General features: G+C 72.4%; 18 protein-coding genes. 10 read left to right on the top strand and 8 right to left on the bottom strand.

Annotation, left to right across the window (positions count from 1 at the left end):
- The first annotated feature begins 1 nt into the window (after position 1).
- The 4 genes from ACWEJ6_RS04955 to ACWEJ6_RS04940 are packed head-to-tail and all read left to right on the top strand — an operon-like array spanning position 2 to position 4,263.
- Positions 2 to 1,162, top strand: coding sequence for a mandelate racemase/muconate lactonizing enzyme family protein (locus tag ACWEJ6_RS04955; protein ID WP_387675406.1), 1,161 nt, complete (start codon positions 2 to 4; stop codon positions 1,160 to 1,162).
- Positions 1,163 to 1,176: 14 nt separating this feature from the next.
- On the top strand, positions 1,177 to 1,842 hold the full coding sequence (locus ACWEJ6_RS04950) for a GntR family transcriptional regulator (RefSeq protein ID WP_352350783.1): 666 nt from the start codon (positions 1,177 to 1,179) through the stop codon (positions 1,840 to 1,842).
- Positions 1,835 to 3,238, top strand: a complete 1,404-nt coding sequence (locus tag ACWEJ6_RS04945) for an NAD-dependent succinate-semialdehyde dehydrogenase (protein WP_452421329.1) — start codon at positions 1,835 to 1,837, stop codon at positions 3,236 to 3,238. The genes ACWEJ6_RS04950 and ACWEJ6_RS04945 overlap by 8 nt, the downstream gene beginning before the upstream one ends.
- 11 nt (positions 3,239 to 3,249) lie before the next feature.
- Positions 3,250 to 4,263: a DUF2804 domain-containing protein gene (locus tag ACWEJ6_RS04940; RefSeq protein ID WP_387675411.1), complete on the top strand. Its 1,014-nt coding sequence runs from the start codon at positions 3,250 to 3,252 to the stop codon at positions 4,261 to 4,263.
- Between the two features lie 5 nt (positions 4,264 to 4,268).
- Here the strand turns inward: ACWEJ6_RS04940 and ACWEJ6_RS04935 are convergent, their stop codons facing one another.
- The 4 genes from ACWEJ6_RS04935 to ACWEJ6_RS04920 all read right to left on the bottom strand — a co-directional run bounded on the left by ACWEJ6_RS04935 (position 4,269) and on the right by ACWEJ6_RS04920 (position 9,992).
- The gene (locus ACWEJ6_RS04935; RefSeq protein ID WP_364337293.1) at positions 4,269 to 4,766 is read right to left on the bottom strand and encodes an FxsA family protein; all 498 of its coding nucleotides are present in this window, start codon (positions 4,764 to 4,766) and stop codon (positions 4,269 to 4,271) included.
- A gap of 97 nt (positions 4,767 to 4,863) precedes the next feature.
- Positions 4,864 to 5,610 (bottom strand): polyprenol monophosphomannose synthase, encoded by a 747-nt coding sequence (locus ACWEJ6_RS04930; RefSeq protein ID WP_358286574.1) that lies wholly within the window; start codon positions 5,608 to 5,610, stop codon positions 4,864 to 4,866.
- Positions 5,607 to 7,280, bottom strand: coding sequence for an apolipoprotein N-acyltransferase (gene lnt, locus ACWEJ6_RS04925; RefSeq protein WP_452421326.1), 1,674 nt, complete (start codon positions 7,278 to 7,280; stop codon positions 5,607 to 5,609). The genes ACWEJ6_RS04930 and lnt overlap by 4 nt, the downstream gene beginning before the upstream one ends.
- 519 nt (positions 7,281 to 7,799) lie before the next feature.
- A complete protein-coding gene (locus tag ACWEJ6_RS04920; RefSeq protein ID WP_387675417.1) occupies positions 7,800 to 9,992 on the bottom strand; it encodes a HelD family protein in 2,193 nt (730 codons plus the stop codon).
- 314 nt (positions 9,993 to 10,306) lie between these two features.
- On the opposite strand from ACWEJ6_RS04920, the gene ACWEJ6_RS04915 reads away from it, so the two are divergent.
- The 6 genes from ACWEJ6_RS04915 to ACWEJ6_RS04890 all read left to right on the top strand — a co-directional run bounded on the left by ACWEJ6_RS04915 (position 10,307) and on the right by ACWEJ6_RS04890 (position 16,964).
- Positions 10,307 to 11,503 (top strand): ROK family transcriptional regulator, encoded by a 1,197-nt coding sequence (locus ACWEJ6_RS04915; RefSeq protein WP_387675420.1) that lies wholly within the window; start codon positions 10,307 to 10,309, stop codon positions 11,501 to 11,503.
- Between the two features lie 64 nt (positions 11,504 to 11,567).
- Positions 11,568 to 12,899 carry an ABC transporter substrate-binding protein gene (locus ACWEJ6_RS04910; protein ID WP_387675422.1) on the top strand — a complete coding sequence of 444 codons (1,332 nt, stop codon included), beginning with the start codon at positions 11,568 to 11,570 and terminating at the stop codon, positions 12,897 to 12,899.
- A 6-nt stretch (positions 12,900 to 12,905) separates the two neighbouring features.
- Complete coding sequence (locus ACWEJ6_RS04905; RefSeq protein ID WP_387675424.1) at positions 12,906 to 13,847, top strand: carbohydrate ABC transporter permease; 942 nt, start codon at positions 12,906 to 12,908, stop codon at positions 13,845 to 13,847.
- Positions 13,844 to 14,734, top strand: a complete 891-nt coding sequence (locus ACWEJ6_RS04900; protein ID WP_352350803.1) for a carbohydrate ABC transporter permease — start codon at positions 13,844 to 13,846, stop codon at positions 14,732 to 14,734. The genes ACWEJ6_RS04905 and ACWEJ6_RS04900 overlap by 4 nt, the downstream gene beginning before the upstream one ends.
- Entirely contained in the window at positions 14,731 to 15,990 is a 1,260-nt protein-coding gene (locus tag ACWEJ6_RS04895) for a family 4 glycosyl hydrolase (RefSeq protein ID WP_452421323.1), read from the top strand. The genes ACWEJ6_RS04900 and ACWEJ6_RS04895 overlap by 4 nt, the downstream gene beginning before the upstream one ends.
- The gene (locus ACWEJ6_RS04890; protein WP_452421321.1) at positions 15,990 to 16,964 is read left to right on the top strand and encodes an N-acetylglucosamine kinase; all 975 of its coding nucleotides are present in this window, start codon (positions 15,990 to 15,992) and stop codon (positions 16,962 to 16,964) included. The genes ACWEJ6_RS04895 and ACWEJ6_RS04890 overlap by 1 nt, the downstream gene beginning before the upstream one ends.
- 75 nt (positions 16,965 to 17,039) lie before the next feature.
- Here the strand turns inward: ACWEJ6_RS04890 and ACWEJ6_RS04885 are convergent, their stop codons facing one another.
- From ACWEJ6_RS04885 to ACWEJ6_RS04870, 4 genes are all read right to left on the bottom strand, one after another.
- Positions 17,040 to 17,525, bottom strand: coding sequence for an Lrp/AsnC family transcriptional regulator (locus ACWEJ6_RS04885; RefSeq protein ID WP_358007428.1), 486 nt, complete (start codon positions 17,523 to 17,525; stop codon positions 17,040 to 17,042).
- 23 nt (positions 17,526 to 17,548) lie between these two features.
- Positions 17,549 to 18,142: a GTP-binding protein gene (locus ACWEJ6_RS04880; RefSeq protein ID WP_352326803.1), complete on the bottom strand. Its 594-nt coding sequence runs from the start codon at positions 18,140 to 18,142 to the stop codon at positions 17,549 to 17,551.
- Between the two features lie 248 nt (positions 18,143 to 18,390).
- Entirely contained in the window at positions 18,391 to 19,257 is an 867-nt protein-coding gene (locus ACWEJ6_RS04875) for a terpene synthase family protein (RefSeq protein WP_452421319.1), read from the bottom strand.
- A gap of 181 nt (positions 19,258 to 19,438) precedes the next feature.
- A partial coding sequence (locus ACWEJ6_RS04870) for a protein phosphatase 2C domain-containing protein (RefSeq protein WP_452421317.1) occupies positions 19,439 to 20,140 on the bottom strand: 702 nt, incomplete at its 5' end.

Raw genomic sequence — 20,140 nt, 5'->3', positions numbered from 1 at the left:
GATGAGGATCACAGACGTCCGCGCGCGGGTCATCGAGCTGCCCTATCCCCGGCCGTTCGTGCCGTCGTGGGCCCCGGAGGGCGCGCACCGGGCGATGTCGGCGGTCATCGTCGAGGTCGAGACCGACGAGGGCATCGTCGGGGTGTCCGGCGGCGACATGGGCCACGGCACCGGGCCGATGCTGCTGGAGGCGATCCGCGGCTGGATCCGCCCGCAGCTGGTCGGCCTGGACGCCTTCGACACCACGCACGTCGCCAACCGGCTGCGGTACGTGGCCGAGTACGTCTTCCCCCGGCCGTGGGTCGTCGGCGTCGCCGTGTGGGACGCCGTCGGCAAGGCCTGCGGGCAGCCGCTGTACAAGCTCTGGGGCGGGCACTCGGGAGCTGTCCGCGCGTACGCGAGCTTCGGCGAGCTCCGCGACCCGGCCCAGCGGGCCGAGGACGCCCTGGCCGCCGTCGAACGGGGCTTCCAGGGGATCAAGCTGCGCGTGCACGCCGCCACGATCGCCGAGGACGTGCGGCAGGTCGCCGCCGTCCGCGAGGCGGTCGGCCCCGACGTGGCGATCATGGTGGACGCCAACCAGGCGGCCGCCCGCTGGCGCTACGCCCCCGACGGCACCCGCCTGATCTGGGACTTCGACCGCGCCCTCAGCACCGCAAGGGAACTGGCCGGGCTCGGTGTGGCGTGGCTGGAGGAGCCGCTGCCCCGGCACGACTACCGCGCCCTGTGCGAGCTGACCGCGGCCTCGCCGATCCCGATCGCGGGCTGCGAGCACAACCGGGGCATCGGCCAGCTCGTGCGCATGCTGGAGGATGGTTGCTTCGACATCTTTCAGCCCGACGCGAACGAGAGCGAGGAGATCGGCGCGCTGCGCGACTTCGGCGCCATGGCCGCCGCCCGGCAGCGCAAGGTCATCCCGCACGCCTGGGCCACCGGGCTCGGCGTGGCGGGCAACCTGCAACTTTGCGCCTCGCTGCCGAACTGCGACTGGCTGGAGTACCCCTACGATCCGCCGGTGATCGTCCCGGAGGTGTTCCACGCCATGCTGACCGAACCGCTGCTGCCCGACTCCCGCGGTCTCGTCGCCGTTCCGACGGGGCCCGGAATCGGTGTAGAGCTGGACCACGCGGCGATCGAGCCGCTCACCGTCCAGCGGGTCTGAAGGGCTCCTCAACCATGGCCGAATCGCGTTCCCCCTTCCGCACCAAGGCGGACCTTGCGGCGGAGCACATCAAACATCTGATCATGAGCGGCGCGGCGCCTCCCGGCACCAAGATCACCACCAGGGTGGTGGCCGAGGCCGTGGGCATCAGCGAGACGCCCGTGCGCGAGGCGATCAAACAGCTCTGCTCCGAGGACTGGCTGGTCGAGCGCCCGCACGTCGGCGCCGTGGTCGCCGAGCTCACGGTGGCCAACGTGCGCGAGCTCTACAGCGTCCGGGCCGCGCTCACCGCGCTGGCGCTGGAGCTGGGCGGCGTGCCGCTGGAGGGCGCGCGGCTGGCCGAGGTCGACGCGGTGCTCGCCGAGTGCGAGACCGCCGTCGCCCGCGAGGACGTCGCCGCCTTCGCCCGCCTCAACCGGCGCTTCCACTCCCTGCTGTGCGACACCGAGCACAGCAAGCTCACCCACCGCATGCTGCAGAGCCTGTGGGCCCGCACGGAGACCGCCCAGCGCGGCTTCCGCCTGGTGCCCTGGCGGCTGCCCAAGTCGCACGCCGAGCACATCGCCATCAGGAACGCCCTGGTCGAGGGCGACATCCCGCTGGCGGGCAGGCTGCAGCACGCGCACGAGATGGCCGCCATGAAGGCCCTCATCGAAGGAATCCAGGAGACACATGGCTGACACCCGCAAGGCTCTCATCGGAGCCGCATGGCAGGAGGCCGACCAGACCTTCACCGTCCGCTCCCCCGCCACCGGCGAGCCGCTGGCGCAGGTCGCCGACTGCGGCCCCGAGCTGGCCACGCAGGCGGTCGACGCGGCCGCGGCGGCGCTGCCCGGCTGGCGGGCCATGCCCGCCCACGAGCGCGCCGGCCTCATGCGGGCCGCCGCCGGCGAGCTGACCGCGCGGGCCGACCGGATCGCCGCGATCATGACGGCCGAGCAGGGCAAGCCGCTCGCCGAGGCGACCGGCGAGGTGCTCTCGGGGGCCGACCACCTGCTGTGGGCCGCCGAGGAGACCCGCCGCCTGTACGGCGAGACCGTGCCCGGCGCGCACGAGGGCAACCGCATCTGGCTGCTGCCCGAGCCGGTCGGCGTGGTCGCGGGCATCACGCCGTGGAACTTCCCGGTCTCGATGATCACCCGCAAGCTCGGCCCGGCGCTGGCCGCGGGCTGCACGGTCGTGCTCAAACCGGCCGAGCAGACCCCGCTGTCGGCGATCGCGGTGGCCGAGGCGTTCGTCGCGGCCGGGCTGCCGCCGGGCGTGTTCAACCTGGTCACCACGTCCCGGCCGGCCGGGTTCGGCCAGGCGGTGATGACCGACCCGCGGGTGCGCAAGGTGTCCTTCACCGGCTCCACCGAGGTCGGCCGCGAGCTGATCAGGCAGAGCGCCCACGACGTCAAGCGGCTCAGCGTCGAGCTGGGCGGGCACGCGCCCGTGCTGGTCTTCCCCGACGCCGACCCGGTCGCCGCCGCCCGCGCGGTGGCCCGCAGCAAGTTCCTCAACGCCGGGCAGGCCTGCACCTCGCCCAACCGGATCTTCGTCCACTCCTCGCTGGCCGCCGCCTTCACCGACGAGCTGGTGCGCCAGGCGCGGGCGGCCGAGCTGGGCCCGCTCATCGACGAGGCGGCCGTGGCCAAGGTGAGCAGGCACGTCGAGGACGCCGTCGCGAAGGGGGCGGCCGTCCTGACCGGCGGGCGGCGTCCGGAGGGGGCGGGCACGTACTACCCGGCGACCGTGCTGGGCGGGGTTAGCGAGGACATGCTCGTCTGCCGTGCGGAGACGTTCGGGCCGGTCGCGCCGGTGCTGGAGTTCGACGACTGCGACAAGGTCGTCGAACGCGCCAACGCCACCCCGTACGGGCTGACCGCCTACGTGTGGACCAACGACCTGACCAGGACCCTGCGCGTGGCCGAGGAGCTGCAGTTCGGCATGGTCACCGTGAACGGCGGCCCGCTGGCGCCGCCGCAGGCGCCGTTCGGCGGGATCAAGAGCAGCGGCTACGGGCGCGAGGGCGGCCACCACGGGGTGGCCGACTACCTGGAGTACAAGTACCTCAGCGTGGGGCTGGGACGATGACGGAGAGCACGATGAAGACGAGCCCGCGCGCGGTCGCCGAGCGCGAGATCACCCGCCGGGTCGACCTGTGCCTGCCCGACGGCCGGCTCAACCCGGCCGCGGTCGGCTGGAGCCGCACCCCGCTGCACCGCGCCAACATCCGCGGCTGGGGCCGCACCATGCGCTGGGACTACTGGTGCGTCACCAGCCCCGGCCACGTGTTCGCCTTCAGCGCCAGCAGCCTCGACTACCTGGCCGGCGAGTCGGCGTTCTTCCTCGACCGGCGCACCGGCGAGCAGGTCTCCAGCCGGGGCCTGCTCGTCCCGGCCAGGGGCGTGGCCTTCTCCGAGCGCGGCGGCGAGGGCAGCGTGCGCATCGGCGCCGGCCCGGTCCGCATCAGCGTCGACGAGACCGCCGACGGCACCCGGCTGCGGCTGAAGTCCGCCGAGATCGCCGCCGACGTGCTGGTGCGCCGGGTGCCGGGCCGCGAGAGCCTGTCGGTCGTGGTGCCCTGGGGCCCGCGCCGCTTCCAGTACACGGTCAAGGACGTCGGCCGGCCCGCCGAGGGCACCGTGCGCGTGGGCGGCCTGACCTACGAGTTCGACCCCGCCGACGCCCTGGCCACGCTCGACCTCGGACGCGGGCGCTGGCCCGGCGACATCCGCTGGAACTGGGGCGCCGCCGCCGGACGTCCCGGCGGCCGCGACGTCGCCCTGCAGATCGGCGGCAAGTGGACCGACGGCACCGGCAGCGTGGAGAACGGCCTGATCCTCGACGGCCGCCTGCACAAGATCAGCGAGGAGCTGGTCTGGCGGTACGACACCACCGACTGGCGGGCGCCCTGGCGCATCGAGGGCGAGCGCGTGGACCTGGAGTTCGTCCCCGAGCACGTGCGCGAGGCCGACGTGCGGCGCGCGTTCTACATGCGCAGCCAGGAGGCCCAGGCGTTCGGCCACTACCGCGGCACGGTCGTCGCCGACGACGGCGAGCGCGTCACGATCGACGGCCTGTACGGCTGGGCCGAGGAGGTCTACCGGCGCTGGTAGCGCCGTCAGGCGTCGCGGTCGTCGTGGATGACCTCGCCGCGGATGACCTCGCCGTGCACGACCTTGCCGCCCTGCGGGGCCCGGTCCACGCCGGGCGCCGACGGGAACATGTTCGCGTACGGCGAGGCCGCCGCCACCCGCTTGACCCGCCGGTCGAAGAACGACGACGCCAGCCGCCGCATCAGCGGCCGGGTGAAGGGCAGCACGAAGACGAAGCCGACGACGTCGGTGAAGAAGCCCGGGATCATCAGCAGGGCGCCGCCGGCCAGCACCAGGCCACCGTCGGCCAGCTCCCGGTCGGGCACCCGGCCCTCCGACAGCGCCGCCTGCAGACGCCGCCAGACCCGGCGGCCCTCACGGCGCACCAGCCAGGCGCCCAGCAGGCTGCCCGCGACGAGCAGGCCGACTGTCGGCCATCCGCCGATCATCGATCCGACCTGGATCAGCAGCCAGACCTCCAGCACCGGGACGCCCAGCAGGGCCAGCAACAGCAGCAGCCGCATCGTTTCCTCGATTCCGCGCACACGTACATCAGGAACAACGTCCGGCGGGCCGCGCGCGTTCCTGGGCGCGGATCCTCGGGGGCCCGTCAGCCGCCGGTCAGCCGCGGGTGCGGCGCAGGCGGCGCGGCAGGCCGGTGACGCCCCACATGCCGATGCGCCACAGCGCCTCGGACATGACCTTGCCGTTCATCTTGCTCTTGCCGACCGTGCGCTCGACGAACGTGATCGGCACCTCCACCACCCGCAGCCCGTGCCGGGACGTGCGGAGCGTGAGGTCGACCTGGAAGCAGTAGCCCTGCGACTCGACCCCGGCCAGGCCCACCTTCTCCAGCGTGGCGGCCCGGTAGGCGCGGAAACCGGCGGTGGCGTCGCGCACCGGCAGGCCGAGCATCACCCGGGTGTAGATGTTGGCGCCCTTGGACAGCAGCTCGCGCCGGTGGGGCCAGTTGACCACCTTGCCGCCGGGCACGTAGCGGGAGCCGATCGCCAGGTCGGCGCCGTCGGCCAGCGCCTGCAGCAGCTTGGGCAGCTCCTCGGGCTGGTGGGAGCCGTCGGCGTCCATCTCGACCAGCACGTCGTAGCCCTCGCCCAGGCCCCAGCGGAACCCGGCGATGTAGGCCGCGCCGAGCCCCTGCTTGCCCGGCCGGTGCAGCACGTGGACGTGCTCGTCGGCCTCGGCCAGGGCGTCGGCGACCTCGCCGGTGCCGTCGGGGCTGTTGTCGTCGGCCACCAGCACGTGGGCGTCCGGCACGGCGGCGCGCACCCGCTCGACGATCGCGGGCAGGTTGTCGCGCTCGTTGTAGGTCGGGACGACGACGAGCACCCGGCCGACAGTCTCCATCATGAGCCGTTCCCCATTCGGTCGCCTCGCCTGCCGCGCCGTGCGGCGACTCCCACAGCCACCGCTCCCATCAACATCAATGCCCATTCAGGAAGCTCGCCCACCTTTGTGGCGATCGTTTCCTGGGTGCGTACGGGCACCTTGACCACGTTCATGTCAGGGACAAGTTCACGGGTCTGCCAGGAGACCTTACCGTCAGGCGTGACATATGCGGAGATCCCGGTCGTGGCGGCCGTGACGACGGCCCTGTTGTGCTCGACGGCCCGCAGCTTGGACATCGCGAGCTGCTGCGGGGGCAGGTTGGACAGCGCGTAGCTGGCGTTGTTGGTCTGCACCACCAGCGGGGTGCCGCCGGCGCGCACGGTGCCGCGCACGGTGTCGTCGTAGGCCACCTCGTAGCAGTTGACCGCGCCGATGGTGACCGGGCCGAGCTTCAGGTCGCCCGGCTCGGTGCCCGCGACCGACTGGCGGCCGACCAGGTTGGCCCGCTCCCACAGGGCCAGCACGATCTCCTTGAACGGCGTGTACTCCCCGAACGGCACCAGGTGCTGCTTGTCGTAGTAGGCGCCGGGACCGCTCACCGGGTCCCACACCAGGCTGCGCGTGGCGCGGTGCTCGTCGCCGATGGCCACGACGGCGCCGACCAGGGTGGGGACGCCGACGTACTTGACCGACTCGTCGATGACCTGGCGGGCGAAGGCGCTGGTGTAGGGGTCGATGTCGGTGGAGTTCTCGGGCAGGACGACGATGTCGGGCTTGGGCAGGGCCCCGGCGCGCACGGCGTCGGCCAGGCGTTTGGTCTCCTCGGCGTGGTTGCGCAGGACGACGGCCGGCTCGTCGCCGAGCGGGTGCATGCCCCGCCCCGGGACGTTGCCCTGCACGATGCCGACGTTGATCGAGCGCCCCTCGTCGCCCGGCCTCGGGATGGCCAGCGTGAGCAGCGGCACGGCCAGCGCCGCGGCCACCGGGACGACCCTGCGCACCGCTCTGTTCACGGCCTCGTCCGCGGCTTTGCCCGCGGCTTTGTCCGCAGTGGGCCGCACCAGGACGGCGTGGGCCAGCAGGGCGCCGCACAGCGTGACGGCGAAGGACACCAGCGGCGCGCCGCCCAGCGCGGCGTAGGAGGTGAACAGCGACTCGCCCTGGCTGAAGGCCACCCGCGCCCACGGGAAGCCGCCGACGGGCACCAGGCCGCGGGCCCACTCCATCATCACCCACAGCGCGCCGAACCACAGCGGCCACAGCCGCAGCCGGAACACCAGGGCCGCCAGGGCGGCCATGACGGCGTAGAACACGCTCTCGGTGGCCACCAGCATGACCCAGACGTCGTCACCGATCGTGCGCACCCAGGCCAGGGCCGGGAACAGGAACACGGCGGCGCCCAGATAACCCAGCCACGCGGCGCGCCGGGGACGGGCGCGGTAGAGGCCGGCGACGATCAGCCCGATGCCGACCGGCGCGCACAGCCACCAGTCGAGCGGCGGGAAGGCGGTGTAGAGCAGCAGCCCGCCGGCGACCATGGCCGCGACCCGCGCGACGAGCACCCACCGGCCCTCGCCCTTGGCGCGATCGCTCTCACCCGCAGAGGAGGCGGTCTCGGCGGCGGTGGCGTCCGCCTCGGGAGCCGGTTCGCGCCCGGGGACGGGCGGAACGCTCGTCTTGTCCTGAACCACGCCGGGTCTCCTCGCAAAATCGCACGCCTGCTTGCGAAAACGCTACCGCCCCGGGACCGCGCTCAAGCCAGCGGCGCACGCGGAGATCGAAAACGACCGCTCACAGGCGGCCGGCTGGGTGATCCCGTTGGGACGGGATCACCCGGCGCGATCCGCGATCCTGCGCACGAGAGCGGGAAGAGGGCCCGGAAACCCTTCGGACCGGACCCGTCTCGTCGGCGGCGAGCGCGGAATTCCGTTGTCTACTGGGCTCCCGGACCCGTCCCGGGTCCAACCCCCCAACCGGTTGGGGTGCCCCGACTCGACGGACCGACGGCCCTGCACCTGGCTGTGTGGACGAAGTCACGCTCCGTCACGGACGCAGGATCCGGCGATGTCAGAGACGGCCAACCGGCCAAGTCCCGTGCTGGACTGCGCAGCAAACTACCGACTCCACCTCAGATGTCAACCGTGTCCCGATCAGCGGGAACATCAAGTTTCCGCAGGTGGGACATGTTCGGCCTGCCGTCGTAAAGCGGGTCAAAGCCCATTTGCCGACGTCGGGGACCTGCCCGGCAGGCCCGACAGCGCCTGCGACAACGGCCCTTCGTGGACGACGCCCAGCCGTTGCGTGGCACGCGTCAGAGCAACATACAGGTCGCTCGGCCCGCGTGGCGACTGGGCGGCGATGAGGTCCGGCTCGGCCACGATCACCGAGTCGAACTCCAGGCCCTTGGCGTCGGCCACGCCCATCACCGCGAGGGGCGCGTCGAGGGCGGCGGCCCCGGCGGCCCGTCCGGCGCCGGGCGTGACCACCGCGGCGCCCTCCACGGCCGCGACCAGCCGCGCGCCGAGCGTGTCCAGCAGCGCGTCGGGCACCACCACGGCGACCTTGCCGCCCTCCCCGACCTCGGACCTGGCCAGCTCGGGCAGCGCGGGCAGCGGCGCCGACCAGGGCCGCGCGCCGAGCTCGCGCACGGACGTCGGCGCCTCCAGGGCCGGGTCGATGGTGGCCAGCACCCGCGCGGCCACCTCCATGAGCTCCACGGGCGTGCGATAGTTGACCGTCAGCCGCTCCTGACGCCAGCGCCCGGCCACGTACGGGTCCAGCACCTGCGCCCACGAGCGCGCGCCCGCCGCCGAGCCGGTCTGGGCGATGTCGCCGACGATCGTCATCGACCGCGTCGGGCAGCGCCGCATGACCGCCCGCCAGGCCATCGGCGACAGCTCCTGCGCCTCGTCCACGATCACGTGCCCGTAGGCCCAGGTGCGGTCGGCGGCGGCGCGTTCGGCGGTGGTGAGGTAGGGGCCGTCGCCGCGCTGGCGCTCGGCCAGCCGCTCGGCCTCCATGACGTCGGACAGGCCGGTCAGCTCCAGCACCTCGCGCGCGTAGGCCAGCTCGGCCTCGCGCTGGTGCTCCTCGGCCTGGCGGGCCGCGGCCAGCTCCTCCTCGGCCTGCATCGCCGAGGCGCGCAGCACGTGCTCGTCGATGTCGCCCAGCAGCTCGGCGGCCTCGTCCAGCAGCGGCACGTCGGAGTCGGTCCACTCGGCCGAGTCGCGGCGCAGCAGCGCCCTCTCCGCGGGGCTGAGGACGCCCCCCGCCGCGTCGAGCCGCTCGGGCGACCCGTACAGGCCGAGCAGCAGCCGCTGGGGCGTCAGGTACGGCCACAGCCGGTTGAGCGCCGCCTTGACCACCGGCTCGGTCCGCAGCTCCTCGCGCAGGTCGGCCAGCTCGTCGTCGTCGATGAGCCCCTTGCCGATCTTGCGGGCCTGCTGCCGGGCCAGCGCGTTCAGCAGCGACCTGACGAACACGGCGCGCGCCTGGTTGTGCGGGCGGCGCGAGCGCACGGCCTTGTTCTTGGCCGCGTCGAGCATGGCGCGGTCGACGGTGAGCGTCAGCCGGCCCATCGTCAGCTCGATGGGCTTGCGCGGCACCTTCTGCCGCTCGCGCACCGCGCGCTCGATCACCTGGGCCATCCGCGCGTCGCCCTTGACCGCGGCCACCTCCGGACGGTCGCGCCGGGTGGCGGTCACGCCCGGGTACAGCTCGCCCACGGTGGACAGCAGCACGTCGGTCTCGCCGAGCGAGGGCAGGACCTGCTCGATGTAGCGCAGGAAGGTGAGGTTGGGGCCGAGGATGAGCACGCCCCGGCGCTCCAGGCGCTCCCGGTGGGTGTAGAGCAGGTAGGCGGCCCGGTGCAGGGCCACGACGGTCTTGCCCGTGCCGGGGCCGCCCTGCACGACCAGGACGCCGTTGAGGTCGCTGCGGATGACGCGGTCCTGCTCGGCCTGGATGGTGGCGACGATGTCGCGCATCCGGCCGGTGCGGCGCTCGTCGAGGGCGGCCAGCAGCGCGGCCTCGCCGTTGAGGGTGGCGCGGTCGTCCTCGGTGAGCGCGTCGAGGTCGAGCAGGTCGTCGTCGACGCCGACGACGCTGCGCTCCCTGGTCTGCAGGTGGCGGCGCCTGGTCACGCCCATGGGCGCGGCGGGGGTGGCGCGGTAGAACGGCTGCGCGACGGGCGCGCGCCAGTCGATGAGCAGGCGTCGTTGCTCGTCGTCGGTGAGGCCGAGCTTGCCGATGTAGAGCCGGCCCTCCTCGACGTGGTCGAGCCGGCCGAAAACCAGGCCGCGCTCCACCGCCCAGAGCCGGGCCAGCCGCCCGGCGTACATGTCGGCGAAGGAGTCGCGCTCGGATCTGTTCTGCATCGTGCCGACGGCGCCCGTGGCCAGCACCTCCTTGAGCCGGCGCTGGGTGCGCTCGCGCAGCTCGTCGAGGCGGTCGTACAGACCGGTGACGTAGGACTGCTCCTTGGCGAGCTCCGTTTGACGAGTTGCCGCCTGACCATTATTGTGGTTAATGGGACACTCCGGGCCATTCTGCTTGTTGTTGCGACAAACGATGACATTAGCACGCCTGTCGAGGCACTCCCATCTTCCCTTCCCCCTTCCGGGTCACGGCTTGGTTTCGCCCTCTTGACCAGTATGGGAGAACTCCCTATGTTCACGAGTTAGGAAAGTTTCCTAACTTCGTCGAAGGAGTCCTCCTGATGAGCGGTCCGGTTCCGGGAACGCCCAGCCTGCTGCGCGCGATCAACGACCGCGCGGCCCTGCGGGCGCTCCTTGAGCGCGGGTCGCTGACCCGCCCGGAGCTGGGCGCTCTGACGGGCCTGTCCAAGCCCACCGCCTCCCAGCTGCTGTCGCGCCTTCAGGACGCCGGGCTGGTGATCCTGGACGGCATCAGGGAGGGCCTGCCGGGCCGTACCGCCGAGGTCTACCGGATCAACCCGGCGGCGGCCCACGTGGGCGCCCTCGACGTCACCCCCGACCGCATCGAGGCCCGCGTCGCCGACATCACCGGCACGGTCGTGGGCTCGTACACGCTGCCCACGCCCCGGCGGCCGGGCGGCGAGCTGGTCGACCGGCTGGGCGCGGCGCTGGCCGGCGCGAACCCGCCGGACAAGCTGCGCCGGGTCGTGATCGGCGTGCAGGCGGCGATCGACCCGGCCACCGGCCGGCTCGGCTACGCCGCCGCCAAGGACGTGCCCGGCTGGCAGATCGACGACCTCGTGCCCACCCTCAGCGCGGGTCTCGGCACGGCCGTGGACGTGGAGAACAACGTCAACCTCGTCGCCCTGGCCGAGCAGGCGCACGGCGCGGCGCGCGGGCACTCCGACTTCGTGCTGCTGTGGGCCGACGAGGGCATCGGCTCGGCCATCGTGCTCGGCGGGCGCATGCACAGGGGCGCGACCGGCGGCGCGGGCGAGGTCGGGTACATGCCGACCCCGGGCGCGCCGACGGCCCGCGAGGCCGGCCGCTACGCCAACCACGGCTACCAGGCGCTCACCGGCGGCCCGGCCGTGCTGCGGCTGCTGCGCTCCTACGGCGTGCACGGCACCGACTTCCGCCAGGCCATCGCCAAGGCGGTACGCGTGTCGGAGGGCTCTGGGCAGAAGGCCGACGACGCCAGGGCGGGGCTGCGCGACATCGCCGCCCGCCTGGCGGTGGGCCTGGCGGCCATCACCTCCGTCATCGACCCCGGCCTGATCGTGCTGACCGGCGGCGTCGTGCTGTCGGGCGGCGAGCCGCTGCGCGAGCTGGTCGAGCACGAGCTGCACGCCCTCACCATCCCCCGCCCCGTCGTGCGGCTGTCGCACGTGGAGGGCAACCCGGTGCTGGCCGGCGCGCTCGACCTGGCCCTGGACACCGTGCGCGACGAGGTCTTCAGCTCGACCGTCCCTTCCTAGAGCCTCTTTCTCCATCCCGTTCCACCCTCCCTTCATGATCCCCCAGCGGTAGGAGGCACCCCCCGTGCGCTTCGTCCCCCTGGCGGCCGTCGCGATCCTCGCGCTCGCCGCCTGCACCGCCGGCAGGGAGGCCGGGCCCTCGCTCGGCTCCCAGCCAAGACCCTCGGGCTCGGCCTCCGCGGCCCTCCCGGCGGCCACCATCCAGCTCTGGCACGGATTCTCCACCGACGCCGAGGTCAAGGCGTTCGAGCAGGCCATCGCCGGGTTCCACGCCAAGTTCCCGCAGATCACCGTCAAGGCCACCAAGGGCGTCCAGGACGACCAGATCACGCAGGCCATCCGGGGCGGCAACGCGCCGGACGTGGCGGCCTCGTTCACGACGGACAACGTCGCCCAGTGGTGCAGGTCGGGATCGTTCCAGGACCTCACCCCGGTCATCAAGCAGGACGGCATCGACCTGTCGGTGCTGCCCGAGGTGGCGCGTACCTACACCGGCTTCGGCGGCCGGCAGTGCACGCTGCCGCTGCTGGCCGACGCGTACGGCCTCTACTACAACAAGGCCCTGATGAAGGGCAACCAGCCGCCCAAGACGCTGACCGAGCTGGCCGAGCTGGCCAAGAAGCTGACCGTGCGGGACGCGAACGGCGACATCAAGGTGGCCGGGTTCGTCCCCAGCACGCAGTACTACGAGAACAGCCCCAGCCACCTGGCCCCCATGGTCGGCGCCACCTGGTACAACGCCGACGGCACCTCGGCCATCGGCACCGACCCGGCGTGGAAGGCCCTGCTGCGCTGGCAGAAGGACCTCATCGACTGGTACGGCTACGACAAGCTGGAGAAGTTCCGCAAGAGCCTGGGCGACGAGTGGAGCGCCGACCACCCGTTCTACAAGGGCAAGATCGCGATGGTGCTGGACGGCGAATGGCGCAACGCCATGATCGCCAACGACGCCAAGAAGCTCGACTACGCCACCGCTCCCCTGCCGGTCGCCGACGACAAGCCCGACCTGTACGGCAGCGGCTTCACCGCCGGCACCGTCATCGGCGTCCCCAAGGGCGCCAAGAACCCGCAGCAGGCCTGGGAGCTGGTCAAGTACCTGACCACCGACACCAGCTCGCTGGTGACGCTCTCCAACGCCCTGCGCAACGTGCCCACAACCAAGGCCGCGATGGAATCGCCCGACCTGGCCAAGGACGCGAACTTCGCCACCTTCCTCGACGTCTTCTCCCATCCCAAGACCTCGACGCTGCCGCCGAGCGTCAACAGCGTGTTCAACCAGGAGGCGCTGGCGACCTTCGTCGTCAAGTGGGAGAAGGGCGCGGTCACCGACCTCGACGCCGGGCTCAAGGGCGTGGACAAGCAGATCGACGACAAGCTGAAGCTGTCCGGGGGCTGATCGGCGATGGCCTCCTCCCCCCACGCCGCGCCGCCGAGGCGGCGCGGCGAGGGCCTGCGCGCCCTGCTGTGGTTGTCGCCGTGGATCGCCGGAGTGTCGATCTTCTTCGTCTATCCGCTGCTGTCCACGGTGTACTTCTCCTTCTACCGCTACGACATGACCAGCACGCCGGAGTTCATCGGGCTGGACAACTACGCCTACCTGCTGCACGACCCGCGGGTCGCGATGTCGGCCAAGAACACGCTGTGGCTGGTGGCGATCATGGTGCCGGCCACGGTGCTGTTCTCCCTGGCCCTGGCGCAGCTCGTGGTCCGGCTCAAGGCCGGCGTCGGCGTGCTGCGGACGATCTTCTACCTGCCGTCGCTGGTCCCGCTGGCGGCCGGGACGATCACCTTCGTCTTCCTGATGAACCCGGCCACCGGGCCGTGGAACAAGTTCCTGGCCCTGTTCGGCATCCACGGGCCCGACTGGTTCGGCGACCCGGCCTGGTCCAAGCCGAGCCTGACGCTGCTGTCGCTGTGGAGCTGCGGCCAGCTCGCCGTGATCTTCATGGCGGCGCTGCTGGACGTCCCCCGGCACCTGTACGAGGCCGCCGCCATCGACGGCGCCGGTGCCTGGCGGCAGTTCCGCAGCGTGACGCTGCCGACGATCGCGCCGGTGCTGATGTTCGCCCTGGTCACCAACGTCATCTACGCCCTGCAGTACTTCACCCAGGCGATGATCGCCTCCCGGGTGGCCTCGGGCGCGACCGACTCCCCCGGCTCCACCTTCACCCCCGGCTACCCGGACGAGTCGCTGCTGACGCTGCCTCAGTGGCTCTTCCAGTCGGGCTTCCGCGACTGGACGATGGGCTACGCGTGCGTGCTGGCGCTGCTGCTGTTCGCCACGTCGATGATCTTCACGTTGATCCTGCTGCGGCAGTTCCGCCGGGCCGAGGAGGCGATATGAGCGCGACCATGACCGCCCCCGCCCCGCCCGCGGCCCCCGCGCGGCGGCAGGGGGTCAGGGCGCGGCGGCGGCGCACGCTGATGTGGATCGCCACGCACGCGACGGCGATCGTGCTGGCCCTGATGTTCCTGGCGCCGGTGGTGTTCCTGACGCTGACCGCGCTGATGACCGACGAGCAGGCGCTGACCGGCGACCTGTGGCCGCGCACGTGGAACTTCGACAACTTCGTGGTGGTGTTCGAGAAGTCGAAGCTGCTGCGCTGGGGGATCAACACGCTGCTGTACGCCGGCCTCGGCACGGTCTTCACGCTGGCCTCCTCGATCCCGGTGGCCTACGCGCTGGCCCGCTTCCGCTTCCGGGGACGCCGGGCGGCGTTCCTGCTGGTGATCACCGCCATGATGCTGCCGCCGCAGGTCATCGCGGTGCCGATCTACCTGGTGTGGGCCCGGCTGGGGCTGACCGACAGCCTGTGGCCGCTGATCCTGCCGATGTTGTTCGGCGACGCGTTCTCGATCTTCCTGCTCCGCCAGTTCCTGATCACCATCCCGCGCGAGTACATCGACGCGGCGAAGGTGGACGGCTGCTCGGACTTCAGGACGCTGGTGCGGGTCATCCTGCCGATGGCCCGTCCGGCGGTCGCCGCCGTCGCCCTGTTCCAGTTCTTCTACTGCTGGAACGACTACTACGGCCCGCTGCTGTACGCCGGCGTCGAGCAGGAGGGCTGGACGCTCTCGCTCGGCCTGGCCACGTTCAAGGCGTTCCACAGCGTCCAGTGGAACCTCACCATGGCCGCCACCCTGCTGGTGACCGCCCCGGTGATCATCGTGTTCTTCCTCGCCCAGAAAGTCTTCATCGAGGGCGTGACCTTGACAGGAGTGAAGGGTTGAAACTCGCCGTGGTCGGGGGCGGCTCGACGTACACGCCGGAGCTGGTCGACGGGTTCGCGCGGCTGCGTGACGAGCTGCCCGTGACGGAGATCGCCCTCATCGATCCGGATCCGTCCCGTCTTGAGCCGGTGTCGGGGATGTCGCGGCGCATGCTGGCGCACGCCGGGCATCCGGCGCGCGTGCTGGCCACCTCCTCGCTGGCCGAGGGGGTCGCGGGGGCCCAGGTCGTGCTGTTCCAGCTCCGGGTGGGCGGGCAGGCGGCCAGGAACGTCGACGAGACGCTGCCGCTGGAGTGCGGCTGCGTGGGCCAGGAGACGACCGGCGCGGGCGGCCTGGCCAAGGCGCTGCGCACGGTCCCGGTCGTGCTGGAGCTGGCCGAGACCGTACGCCGGCAGGCCCCGGACGCCTGGATCATCGACTTCACCAACCCGGTCGGCATCGTCACCAGGGCGCTGCTCGACGCCGGCCACCGGGCCATCGGGCTGTGCAACGTCGCGATCGGCTTCCAGCGCCGCTTCGCCGCCGGGCTGGGCGTCGACCCCGGCCGCATCTCGCTGGGGCACGTCGGGCTGAACCACCTGAGCTGGGAGCGTTCGGTCCATCTCGACGGCCGGGACGTGCTGCCCGACATCATCGACCGGGCCGGCGAGGAGATCGCCGAAGCCCTCGGGCTGCGGGTGGAGCTGATCCGGCGGCTCGGCGTCATCCCGTCGTACTACCTGCGTTACTTCTACGCCCACGACGCGGTGGTGCGCGAGCAGCGCGACAAGCCGTCCCGGGCCGCCGAGGTGGCCGAGATGGAGGCGCGGCTGCTGGAGATGTACGGCGACCCGTCGGTGGTGACCAAGCCGGAGCTGCTGGACCGGCGGGGCGGCGCGTTCTACTCCGAGTCGGCGGTGGCGCTGATCGCCTCGCTGCTCGGCGACCGGGGCGACGCCCAGGTCGTCAACGTGCGCAACCAGGGCACCCTGCCCTTCCTGGACGACGACGCCGTCATCGAGGTGCCCGCGGCCATCACCGCCGCCGGCGCCGCGCCGCTGCCGGTGCCGCCCGTCGAGCCGCTGTACGCGGGGCTGATCGCGCACGTGTCGGCGTACGAGACCCTGGCCCTGGACGCCGCCCGCCGGGGCGGCGCGGACCGGGTGCGCGACGCCCTGCTGGCGCACCCGCTGATCGGCCAGGACGACGTCGCCGAGGAGCTGACCGGCCTGCTGCTGGCGGCCAACCGCGAGCACCTGCCCTGGACGGTGGGCTAGTGGCGGGCCCCCGGCTGCTCCTGGCCGTCGACGGCGGCAACAGCAAGACCGACGTCGCGGTGGTCGCGGACGACGGCGAGGTGGTCGCGACCGGCCGGGCGGGTCCCTTCGAGCCGCAGAGCGCGGGCGTGGCGGCGGCCGTGGACGTGGTGGCCGAGGCGGCGGCCCGCACCGGCCTGCCGGCCCAGGCGTTCCACCACGTGTCGGCCTGCCTGGCCGGGGCCGACTTCCCGGTGGAGGAGGAGGCGCTGGCCGCCGAGTTCGCCGCCCGCGGGTTCGGCGACGTGGTGGTCCGCAACGACACCTTCGCGCTGCTGCGGGCCGGCACGTCGGCCCCGTGGGGGGTCGCGGTGGTGTGCGGCGCGGGCATCAACGCGGTCGGCGTCTCACCCGGCGGGCAGGTCGCCCGCTTCCCCTCGCTCGGCCGGATCAGCGGCGACTGGGGCGGCGGCCAGGGCGTGGCCGAGGAGGCGCTGTGGCACGCCGTGCGCGCCGAGGACGGCCGCGGCGCGCCGACGGCCCTGGCGGAGCTGGTCACGGCCCACTTCGGCACGGCCACCGTCGAGGAGCTGGTGCTCGACCTGCACTTCGGGCGCGTGGACGAAGGCCGGCTGCACGAGCTGGCCCCCGGCGTGCTGGCCGTCGCGGCGGCCGGGGACGCGGTCGCCCGGTCGCTGGTCCAGCGGCAGGCCGAGGAGGTGACCGTGATGGCCGAGGTGTGCCTGCGGCGGCTCGGCCTGCTGGGGACGCCGGTCGAGGTGGTGCTCGGCGGCGGCATGCTGACGGCCCGGGACCCGCTGCTGACGCCGCTGCTGGAGGCGGCGTTCGCGGCCAGGGCGCCGCGGGCCGAGCTCGTGGTGGCCGACCTGCCGCCGGTGGCGGGGGCGGCGCTGCTGGGGCTGGAGCACCTGGGCGCTCCGGAGAGCGCGCTGGCCCGGCTGCGCTCCCACTTCGCGCTCCCGGTCACCCGCTGACCCGGCCGCCGAGGTGCGTGTCCGGCTTGCCGGGTACGGGCGCCGGTCCTGCGAGGGGGCGGCGCCCGGTGGGCTTCAGGCGGAGGCGTTCTGGTCGGGCTCGGCGGGCGTGACGTCGGGGGCGACGACGGGGGCGCGGTGCTCGTAGGGCGTGCTCAGCACCACGGTGGTGCGGGTGGAGACGTTGGCCGAGGCGCGGATCTGCTGCAGCAGGTCCTCCAGCGCCACCGGCGAGGCCACGCGCACCTTGAGGATGTAGCTCTCGTCCCCGGCGACGCTGTGGCAGGCCTCGATGGCGCTCAGATGGGCCAGCCGCACGGGGGCGTCGTCGGGCGCGGCGGGGTCGATGGGCTTGATCGACACGAACGCGGTCAGCGGCAGCCCGATCGCGTCGTGGTCGATGACGGCGGCGTAGCCGCGGACGACGCCGCGCTTCTCCAGGCGGCGTACGCGCTGGTGGACCGCGGAGACGGAGAGCCCGGTCTCCCTGGCCAGGTCGGTGAAACTCATGCGGCCGTCGTGGGCGAGCAGCGTGACGATCCGGCGGTCGATCTCCTCCATCGGTCAAAGGTAGCCGGTGATGGTCACGACATGGTCCCGACGGGAGCGACCCCTCGGTTCATCGCGTGCTCGACCAGGGTGATGAGCACCTGGCGGCCGGAGTCGCGCCTGCGGGCGTCGCACAGCACGATGGGCACGTCGGGTTCCAGCCCGATGGCCGAGCGCACCTCGCCGACGGTGAACGGCCGGGTGCCCTCGAAGCAGTTGAGCGCGATGATGAACGGCTGCTCGCGCTTCTCGAAGTAGTCGACGGCCGGGAAGCAGTCGGCCAGGCGGCGGGTGTCGGCCAGCACCACGGCTCCCAGCGCGCCCATGGCCAGCTCGTCCCACACGAACCAGAAACGTTCCTGCCCCGGGGTGCCGAACAGGTAGAGCATGTAGTCGTCGCGGATGGTGATGCGGCCGAAGTCCATCGCGACGGTGGTGGTGAGCTTGCGCTCGACGCCCGACAGGTCGTCGACGTGCGTGCCGACGTGGGTGAGCGCCTCTTCCGTGCGCAGCGGGCGGGTCTCGGAGACGGCGCCGACCATGGTGGTCTTGCCCGCGCCGAATCCGCCGGCGATCAAGATCTTGATCGCGGTCGGCAGCCGCCAACGGTCGACGCGACCGAATTCCATCCAGCACCGCCCGTACAGGTCCCGCGCACGTCGTGGCCTTCGCGCCTGGTCAGTGAAATCTGTCAAGGCGCGTGGTGAAGGCCGTACACCGTGCCTGGCATCGAGCCACCCTAGCAACGCCACATTTTCCACTCAAGACATAAACTTTTACAACGAACCAAATGTCACGATTTATCGTCGGTAGTCCTATAAATCGCCTGGCGGGCGACGGGCGGTCAAGAGGCTTGTCAGCTTATTCGACGAGATCGTTAGGTTGCTGGGCCCAGGTCCGAAATGCCGGTGAAGCCGGCGTTGAAGCCGATCCGTCGGCCTAGGTAGGCGGCCGTCCGCGGACTGCAGCCGCGCAACGCCTCGATCAGGCCGGTCGCCTCGCGTGCCAGGCCGGCCATCGCCGTGGTGACCTCGCCGCCGGTGACCCCGAGCCCCAGCACGTTCAGGTCGCCCCAGCTCAGGTCCCTGCGGTAGGAGGCGACGTCGCCGAGCAGGTGCAGGTATCGCTGCACCTGGCGGCTGACCGTCCGCAGCTCGTCCAGGTGGCCCCTGGTCCAGCCGTCGCCGGTGTAGATCCAGTGGGACAGGTCCACGAAGCAGGAGCCGCGGCTGTCGGCGTTGTCGAGGTAGCGCTCCAGGGTGGGCACGGCGCTGGAGTCCCGCCACACCCAGGCCCTGGCCATGCCGGCCAGCGTCCGGGCGAGCTGATCGTGCCAGAGCCGCTGCGCCGGCCCGAACCCCTCGACGGTGGCCAGCTCGTCACGCAGGTCGGCCAGGAAGCGGGTGACCGGCGACCGCGGCACCGCGCCGCCGGCGACCTCCACGCACTCGCGCGTCAGCCGGTCGACCTGCTCGCGGGTGGTGGTGGTGTGGTCGACCAGACGGCCGACGGCCAGCACCCACAGGGCGCTGCGGTTGACCGCCTTCAGCCCGCCCGCGCCCGCCCAGGGGGCGCTGAAGGCGGTGCCGAGCGTCAGGGCCTGGTAGAACTCGGTGTCGAAGGCGGTGCCGGGGAATAGGCCGTCGTACAGCTGGGCGCAACGCCGCAGGTCCCTGCCGCACTCGGCGGCCAGGGCGCAGGTGCGGCCGAGCCGGTACGCCTCCTCCAGCTCCTCGCCGGGCACCCTAGGGCCGCCCGCACGGTACACAGCTCATGGCGACGCCCCCCAACAGCCGGCCGGACGAATGCACCTGCCGAAGAATTTTTTCATGATCACATACCCCCATCAAGCCATTCCCACCCCCGCGAACCGGCGAAGGGGCAGCGTCAGACGGAAGGCGGCGTCACGTGGGAGCGGGGCGAAGTCAGGGGGAAGGGAAGGCGGCCCAGAGGGCGGTGGCGTCGTCGTGGGGTTTGCCGCGCACCGCCCCGCGTTCGACCTCCAGCCCCCGTACGGCCGAGATCACCGCCCCCGGCCCCCCGCCGGCCAGCTCGGCCAGCACGGACTCCCAGCTCCAGCCGTACCACTCCACCAGCCGGGTCACCCCGTCGGTGAACAGCCCGGCCCCCAGCAGCCCGGACGCCTCCGCGACCCCGCTGACCGCCTGACCGGCGGCCTCGGGCCGGGTGGAGGCCACCCAGAACCCGCCCTCGGCGTTGCGCATGCGCCGCACCAGCTCCGCCGAGTACGGCCGCCCGCCCGGCAGCCGCTCCACCCGGTCGTCGCCGATGACCTCGGCCCCGCCGTCGGCCCGCGCGAGCACCACCGGGGAGTCCCCCAGCACGAGGTACTCCACCACTCCCCCGCCCAGGCGCATCATGGCCACGGTCGTGGACGGCGAGTCGGGGTCGCCCAGGTCGCACGTGCCCGCATGGGCGCCCATGGTGACGGAGATGGCCTCGGCCAGGATGTCGGCCAGCGGCGAGCGCCCGTCGGCGGCCAGCCCGGCGGCCAGCGCCCCGCCGAGCCGCCCGACCAGCTGCCGCCTCGATCCAACCGCCGTGACGGTTGGTACGCAAGCGTCACGGGCCTTTCCCGAATGCGACGCCTGCGGCCCGCTGATTAG

It is taken from the genome of Nonomuraea sp. NPDC004702 (assembly GCF_053601695.1).
The sequence above is the reverse complement of the archived record's forward strand: the minus strand, read 5'-3'. Positions and strand labels throughout refer to the sequence as shown.

What these genes read in the sequence shown, in the direction of transcription:
- ACWEJ6_RS04955 (WP_387675406.1), top strand. Translation starts at nt 2, where the DNA reads ATGAGGATCACAGACGTCCGCGCGCGGGTCATCGAGCTGCCCTATCCC.
- ACWEJ6_RS04950 (WP_352350783.1), top strand. Translation starts at nt 1,177, where the DNA reads ATGGCCGAATCGCGTTCCCCCTTCCGCACCAAGGCGGACCTTGCGGCG.
- ACWEJ6_RS04945 (WP_452421329.1), top strand. Translation starts at nt 1,835, where the DNA reads ATGGCTGACACCCGCAAGGCTCTCATCGGAGCCGCATGGCAGGAGGCC.
- ACWEJ6_RS04940 (WP_387675411.1), top strand. Translation starts at nt 3,250, where the DNA reads ATGAAGACGAGCCCGCGCGCGGTCGCCGAGCGCGAGATCACCCGCCGG.
- ACWEJ6_RS04935 (WP_364337293.1), bottom strand. Translation starts at nt 4,766, where the DNA reads ATGCGGCTGCTGCTGTTGCTGGCCCTGCTGGGCGTCCCGGTGCTGGAG.
- ACWEJ6_RS04930 (WP_358286574.1), bottom strand. Translation starts at nt 5,610, where the DNA reads ATGATGGAGACTGTCGGCCGGGTGCTCGTCGTCGTCCCGACCTACAAC.
- ACWEJ6_RS04915 (WP_387675420.1), top strand. Translation starts at nt 10,307, where the DNA reads ATGAGCGGTCCGGTTCCGGGAACGCCCAGCCTGCTGCGCGCGATCAAC.
- ACWEJ6_RS04905 (WP_387675424.1), top strand. Translation starts at nt 12,906, where the DNA reads ATGGCCTCCTCCCCCCACGCCGCGCCGCCGAGGCGGCGCGGCGAGGGC.
- ACWEJ6_RS04900 (WP_352350803.1), top strand. Translation starts at nt 13,844, where the DNA reads ATGAGCGCGACCATGACCGCCCCCGCCCCGCCCGCGGCCCCCGCGCGG.
- ACWEJ6_RS04885 (WP_358007428.1), bottom strand. Translation starts at nt 17,525, where the DNA reads ATGGAGGAGATCGACCGCCGGATCGTCACGCTGCTCGCCCACGACGGC.
- ACWEJ6_RS04880 (WP_352326803.1), bottom strand. Translation starts at nt 18,142, where the DNA reads ATGGAATTCGGTCGCGTCGACCGTTGGCGGCTGCCGACCGCGATCAAG.